This is a genomic window from Streptomyces sp. NPDC029138 (assembly GCF_055564375.1).
This window is the reverse complement of record NZ_JBVHWM010000095.1, coordinates 22,827-29,788: the sequence shown is the minus strand read 5'-3', so window position 1 is coordinate 29,788 and position 6,962 is coordinate 22,827. Positions and strand designations below refer to the sequence as shown.

General features: G+C 71.9%; 4 protein-coding genes. 3 read left to right on the top strand and 1 reads right to left on the bottom strand.

Annotated elements, in window-relative coordinates; translation table 11 throughout:
• Positions 1 to 210 precede the first annotated feature (210 nt).
• Genes ACZ4WH_RS40730 through ACZ4WH_RS40720 form a run of 3 tightly spaced genes read left to right on the top strand, consistent with a single transcriptional unit; the run spans position 211 to position 5,127 of the window.
• On the top strand, positions 211 to 1,491 hold the full coding sequence (locus tag ACZ4WH_RS40730) for an SDR family NAD(P)-dependent oxidoreductase (RefSeq protein ID WP_468190542.1): 1,281 nt from the start codon (positions 211 to 213) through the stop codon (positions 1,489 to 1,491).
• On the top strand, positions 1,488 to 3,320 hold the full coding sequence (locus ACZ4WH_RS40725) for an ABC transporter ATP-binding protein (RefSeq protein WP_468190540.1): 1,833 nt from the start codon (positions 1,488 to 1,490) through the stop codon (positions 3,318 to 3,320). Before ACZ4WH_RS40730 ends, ACZ4WH_RS40725 begins: the two co-directional genes overlap by 4 nt.
• A complete protein-coding gene (locus ACZ4WH_RS40720; protein WP_468190538.1) occupies positions 3,310 to 5,127 on the top strand; it encodes an ABC transporter ATP-binding protein in 1,818 nt (605 codons plus the stop codon). Before ACZ4WH_RS40725 ends, ACZ4WH_RS40720 begins: the two co-directional genes overlap by 11 nt.
• Before the next feature lie 50 nt (positions 5,128 to 5,177).
• Here the strand turns inward: ACZ4WH_RS40720 and ACZ4WH_RS40715 are convergent, their stop codons facing one another.
• Positions 5,178 to 6,947, bottom strand: a complete 1,770-nt coding sequence (locus ACZ4WH_RS40715; RefSeq protein WP_468190536.1) for a condensation domain-containing protein — start codon at positions 6,945 to 6,947, stop codon at positions 5,178 to 5,180.
• Positions 6,948 to 6,962: the final 15 nt, after the last annotated feature.

Sequence of the window (6,962 nt, the reverse complement as noted above, 5' to 3'; positions counted from 1 at the left end):
GGGGGGGGAGGGGGGGGCGGGGGGGGGGGGGGGGGGGGGGCCTGCTCAGGGGGGGGGGGGGGCGGGCCCCCCCCCCTGCCCCCCCCCCCCCCCCCCCCCCACGACCGCGAGCAGTGGGCGTCCGCGCTGTCGACGGAGCTGACGGACGCCCGGTTCAGCGGTGTCGTCGCCCACCGCGCGGGACACCGCCTGCGGCCCCTCCTGCGGCCCGTGCCCGGTGACGCGTTCCCCGGGCCTCCGCAGATCACCGCCGGCGGCTGCTACCTGATCACCGGCGGGCTGGGCGGCATCGCGCACGAACTGGTCACCTACCTCGTTGCCGCCTACGGGGTGCGGCCGTTGCTCGTGGGCCGGTCCGAGGTCTCCCCCGACGGGACCGACGACAGGTCCCAGCGGCTGGCGGCCCTGACGGCGTTGGGCGAGGCGCGCTACGCGTCGGTGGACGTGGCCGACCACGCGGCCCTTGTCCGCGCGGTCGACGAGGCGGAAGGCGTCTGGGGGCGCGGCCTCGACGGCGTCCTGCACCTGGCGGGCGGCGACATCGGCGATCAGTGGAACGACCTCGACCGGCACCGTCTCGATCAGGAGACCGAAGACACGTTCGCCGACATGTTCCGGACCAAGGTCTCCGGCACCCTGTCCGTGGCCCGCGTCCTCGAAGACCGCCCCGAGGCGTCACTGACGCTCTTCTCCTCCGTCAACGGGGAGTTCGGCGGCAGCTCCTTCGGTGCCTACTCCTCCGCCAACAGTTTCCTGAGCGGTTTCGCGGACCACTGGCAGGCCACCCGCAAGCGGGCCGTCCGCTGCCTGTCCTGGAGCATGTGGGCGGACGTCGGCATGAACCGGGGCCGTACCACGGCGCCCGTACGGTCGCGTGGCTTCCGGGCCATCAGCGCGGCCCAGGGCCTCTCCTCGTTCCTGACCGCGATGGCACGCGAGGCTCGCCACCAGGTGATCGGGCTGGACGTCCGGCACCCTCTCGTCCTCGCCGAACTCGTGCCCGAGGCCCTGCGTGACGCGGAGATCGTCGTGGCCTACGCGGCCGAGGCGGAACTGCCGCCGCACATGGTCGAGTCGGTGCCCGCCCAAGCCGCTGGTCTGGCCGTCCCGGTGAGTCTGTGGCGTCTGCCGGCGCTGCCGAGGACGGGGAACGGGAGCGTCGACGTGTCCCAACTCCTCCTGGACCTAAGGGTCTTGCGCACGCGCTTCCGATACACTGAGCCGATCACCCACCTGGAACGGCAGTTGTGCCGGATCTGGCAGGAAGTGCTCAACATCGCACTGGTGGGACGTGACGACAGCTTCTTCGAAGTGGGAGGCAACTCCTTGCGGGCCACCCAGCTCCTGCACAGGACCAATACCGCTCTCGGTACCGACCTCGACAGCCGCACGCTGTACGAGAACCCGACCGTGGGACAGCTCGCGGCGGTCATGGACGGGGCGTCGGCTGCGGGCGACCACCCGTCCGCCTTCCAGCCGAAGGCCCGGTGACGGTGCCCTCCGCGATCACGGTGCGGCAGTGGGCGATCAGCCGTCTGCGCGCCGCCGCCGACAGCCCCAGCGCACTGATGACCCGCCAGCTGATGGCGGGCCGACGATCGACGGCGTGGGTCCTGCTGCTGGTCGTCGTGATCGCGAGCGTGCTGCCCGCCGTCGTGGCCCTGGCCAGCGGGGCGCTGGTCTCCGCAGCCCAGCACGGCGGCGCCGGTGGGGCCGCGCTCGTCGCCGCCGCCGTACTGGGCGGAACCTTCTTCGCCCTCCAGCTGAGCGACTTGCTGGTGCAGGCCGTCGGGGAGGTCACGGGGCGCAGACTGGGACACCAGCTCGCGCAGCAGCTGATCACCTCCGTGACACGCCCGGACTCCATCGCCCCGCTGGAGGACTCCGAGGTACGTGCGCAGCTGGCCCTCGCACAGGGCATCGCCGACGACGAGGTGGCCATCCGCGAGGCGGTGGTCTCCTTCGCCAACCTGGTGGTTCTCCGGCTCCAGGCCGTCCTGTCCGGTTGCGTCCTCCTGGCGTTCGACGCCTGGCTCGCCCTGTTCCTGCTCGGCTCCTACGTGGTGTTCGCCAGGATGATGCTGGCCGAGTACCGCGACAACCAGCTCGGGGTGTACGACGACGCGTCCAGGCTGCGGCGCGCGAACTATCTCCGCGACCTCGCTCTGACCGGCCGGGCGGCCAAAGACATCAGGGTCTTCGGGCTGGCGGGCTGGATCGAGGAGAGGTTCTCCGCGTACTGGTCGTCCGGAGTGGCACGGCAGCGGACTTCCTGGACAGTACGCCTGGGTGGTGCCGCGGCCGTCGTCGTGGCCGCGCACACGGCATTGCTCGTCCTCACGGCCCGCGCCGCGGTCGAGGGACGGCTCTCCATGGGACAGCTCGCCACCTATGCCACCGCCGTCACGGGCCTCGCCGCCATCACCACGTTCTCCATGGACGTGGTCTACCTCCGGCAGGGCGCGGCCTCCGTCCCCGCCTTCCGGTGGATCAGCGAGCGGCTGGGCCCGGCCCACGACACCGGCGCGCGGACCCTGCCGGCCCCGGCGAGGTTCCGCGTCATCCGGTTCGAAGACGTCGGATTCCGCTACCCGGGCACGGAGCACTGGGTCCTGCGCCATGTCGATCTGGAGCTGCGCGCGGGTTCCTCGCTGGCCCTCGTCGGCCTCAACGGGGCGGGCAAGACCACGCTGGTAAAACTGCTGTGCGGCTTCCACCGCCCCACGGAGGGCCGGATCACGGTGGACGGCGTCGACCTCGCTCATATGGACCGGCACGCCTGGCAGCGGTCCTTCGCCGCCGTGTTCCAGAATTTCAACCGCTACCCGGTGGGCTTCGGCGACAACGTCGAGTTCGGTGTGCCCGATCGCCCCCGCGACCAGGACGCCTTCGCCTCGGCGTTGCGTGCGGCCGGCGCGGGCGAGATCCTCGAACGTCTCCCCCAGGGGGAGGCGACGGTTCTGTCCCGCCAGTACGCCGGCGGTACGGACCTCTCCGGCGGCCAGTGGCAACGCGTCGCCGTCGCCCGCGCCGTGTACGCCGTCATCCGCGGCGCCCGGATACTCGTCCTGGACGAGCCGACCTCCGCGCTCGACGCGCGGGCGGAAGCCGAGTTCTACGACAGGATGGTCGAACAGATCGGGCAGCAGACGATGCTGCTGATCTCGCACCGCTTCTCCACCGTCCGCAGGGCGGACCGCATCGTCGTCCTCGATGGGGGAACGGTCGCGGAGAACGGCACCCACCAGGAACTTCTCGACGCGGGAAGGCTCTACGCGCGCATGTTCACACTTCAGGCGGAGAGGTTCCGTGTCCAGTGACGCCCAGCGCCCCCCTGTCCCCGCCGCGCCCCGCGGCCGGGGGCTGCGGACCGTTCTCGAGCTGGCCTTCGCCGCCGACCGACGGCGAGCCACCACCGCGCTGTGCATGTTCGTCTGCCAGCCGCTGCTGAAGGTCGTCACCGTCTACCTGCTCGGCCTGGTCGTGGACGCGGCCGACAAGGGCTCCCTCAGCGGCGTTTTCCGCTACGCGCTGGCGAGCGCCGCCGTCTCGGTCCTGGTGGCCCTGTCGACCCGGCTCTCGCTGCACGTCTCGGCCTCCCTCGTGGAGAACACCTCACGCCACCTCGATCAGCGTCTCCAGAGACTGGCGCACGGCATCCCCGGCATCGAACACTACGAAACGACCGGTTACCTCCAGCGGATGGAGATGCTGCGCACGGAACGTCGCCGGCTCACCGACGGGCTCGACGCGGTCGGTCTGGGGGTCGGCAACCTGCTGCGGTCGGTGGCCACCGCGGTGCTGCTCGCCCTGGTGTCCCCGTGGCTCCTGCTGCTCCCGCTCCTGGCGGTGGTGTCGGTGGCGGCAGGGCACCGGTCGGAACGGTTGCAGCAACGGGCCCTGGCCGCATCGGCCGCGGACCGCCGCCGTGCCTCGGACATCCTGCGCCTGGCCACCGACCCGGACGGAGCCATGGAGCTGCGGCTGTTCGGTCTCGCCCCGCGTCTCCTCGCCCTGCACCACGAATCGGTCCAGGCCAGCGGGAGGGCCCTGGACCGCGCCGCTCTGCGTGGTCTCGGCTACACCGCCACAGGCTGGCTGATCTTCTCGGCGGGCTATGTCGCGGGCCTCGCACTGGTGCTGGCCCAGTACCGGTCGGGAAGCATCACGCTCGGACAGGTCGTCGTCGTGCTGGTGCTGGTGACGACGGTGAACCTCCAGGTCGCCCTCATGGTCCGCTACACGACCATCGTGCTGCGCACCGCCAACGCGGGGCGGACCCTGCGCTGGCTGGAGGACTTCGCCCGGGAGGCCACCCGGCGCCACGGCTCGGCCCCCCCGCCCACCGGGCGCGCGGGCGACATCCTCCTGGATTCCGTCAGCTTCACCTACCCGCTCAGCGACACACGGGTACTGTGCGACGTCACCACGAGCCTGCCGGCCGGCGCTGTCGTCGCGCTCGTAGGCGACAACGGCTCGGGCAAGTCCACCCTGCTCAAGCTGCTCGCCGGTTTCTACCTGCCCACCGCGGGCCGGATGCTGGCGGGGGGCACCGATCTGAGCACCGTGGACCCGGTCAGGTGGCGCCGTCACATGACGGCGGTCTTCCAGGACTTCGCCAGGCTGGAGTTCACGCTGCGCGAGGCCGTCGGTGTCGGTGACCTCAGTCGGGCCGGTGACGACGAAGCCATTCTGGCCGCGTTGGAGAGTGTCGCCGCCACGGACCTCGTCGAACGTCTCCCCGCCGGCCTCGACACGTCGCTGGGCCGGTCCTTCCCCGACGGGCAGGAGCTCTCCGGCGGCCAGTGGCAGAAGATCGCCCTGGCACGCGCGTTTCTCCGCCCGGAGCCCCGGCTGGTCCTCCTGGACGAACCGACCGCGGCCATCGACGCGGTCGCCGAACACGAGCTCCTGGACCGGTATCTGGGTGTCGCGCGCCGACTGGCCCGGGTCTCCGGCACCACCACGGTCATCGTCACCCACCGGCTGTCGATGCTGCGCGACGCCGATCTCGTCCTCGTCCTCGACCGCGGCCGGATCGTGGAACGCGGCGGGCACGAGGAACTGCTGGCCCAGGGCGGGCTGTACGCGGAGATGTTCCACCGGCAGGCGAACGCCTACGGCTGACGGGCCCCGGCCGCCGGCGCTCCGGTCACCCCAGGGGGCCCGGCTCTCGGTCAATCCGGCGCCCGTCCGGTGCCCGCCTCACGTGCCAGGGCGCGCCAGGCCGCCGCGTCGTTGCCGCGAGGCGGGGCCGCGGAGCACAGCACGTACTGCTGCGGCGTCATCAGCGCGTGACGCTCCGGTGCCGCACGCAGCGCGACCAGGCACGCCCGGTGAACGGCGGCGGGGGTGTGCAGCCCGTCCCCGGCCGCCAGGTACGCGACCAGGCGCCCGGTCCGGTCCGGTCCCGGCTCCAGGAAGACGGCGGCCTCCACACCGGGGACCGCGCTACGGACCAGTCGCGCCACCCCGTCCACGTCGACCAGGCAGTGGTCCACGCGCCGCAACCCGCGCACCCCGGGGGCGGGCCGGGACAGCACTACGTCGTCCAGCTCGGCGAGGGAGAGGTCGGCCGGGGACACGGCTGCCACCAGGCGTTCGACATCCCGCAGGAAGACCCCCATGCCGGACGGCGGCAAGTACGCGGTGTCGGACTGGAGCGTCAGGTGGATCACCTCCGGGCCACTGCTTCCCCCGTCGGTGCCCGGGCCGTCGTTCACCCACACCTGGCACTTCGGGCCCCGGTCGTGGTGGCGCCACGGCAACCACTCCAGCCGGCTCCGTTCCAGAGCCCGCGTCAGGGCAGCCCCGTCCGGGCGGCGCCTGCCGCGGGCGGGATTCGTGGTGACGGCCCGTTCGTCGTTGACGATGCAGGTGCGGTCCAGCGCAATACCGCGTTCCGCGTTGACCTGTCGGATGCGCCGGGCGACCATCACCGGGTCGTAGTGACTGTGCTCGTAGGCGAGGTGGGCCGCGGCACCGCTGCGCGCGACCAGCTCCCCGAAGGTGGTGGCCCCGAGGACGGGAACGGAGAGCAGCACGTTCTGGAAGTAGTTCCCGAGGGCGCCGAGCAGTTCCGGGGCGTCACGGTTCGCCGACGTCACCTGGAGGGCGCAGGTGTCCTGCTGGGTGAGGCGCGACAACACCGCGACGACCGCAGAGAGGAGCACCGTGGAGGTGGTCACCCGGTACCGGGCGGCGGCGACCGGCAGCGTCATCGCCAGCGCTGCGGACTCCAGTGTGAGAGTGCGGTAACGGGGGCGGGCGGGCTCACCCGCCAGCGTGAACATCGTCTGCGGGACGCTCCGCAACTGCTGGTCCCAGTAGGCCTCGGTCGCAGCCACGTGTCCGTCGCGCACCAGACGCGCCTCGCCCGCGGCGTGGTCGAGTGGCTGCCGGCAGACGTCGGGCTCCAGGGGGACGGGTTCCTCCTCGCGCGTCAGCGATTCGGCGAGCCGCGTGATGCTCCATCCGTCCATGGCCAGGTGGTGGGAGGCGAGCACCAGGTGCCGGTCGCCGTCCCTACCGCGGACGAAGGTCACGCGCAACGGATCGTCCACCGTGATGTCGAAGGCCAGGGCCCCCTCGGCACGTTCGACCCGGGTGACCGCGTCCGCGAGCGAGGTGCCCTCCACCTCCCGCTCCTGGACGACGGGCCCGGCGTACGTCCGCACCACCTGTTCCGGTTCACCGTTCGCGTCCGTGCGGTACACGGTGCGCAGCACCTCGTGCCGGGCGCCCAGCGCATCGAGCCGCCTCAACACCCGTTCGACCCCGAGTCCCGGGGGAAGGGCGGCGCTCTTCACGACGGTGAGGTGATGCCGGTCGGGTGCGGCCAGACGTTGATGGGTGTCCCACATCGCCCGCTGAGCCCACGTCAACGGACCGACGCGGGCGGGAAGGTCGGACAGTGACGTCGGACGTGCCTCGGTCCATGGCGACATGGCAGCACGCTAGTA

Coding starts and splice junctions, on each gene's coding strand:
- ACZ4WH_RS40715 (WP_468190536.1), bottom strand. CDS start 6,947: ATGTCGCCATGGACCGAGGCACGTCCGACGTCACTGTCCGACCTTCCC.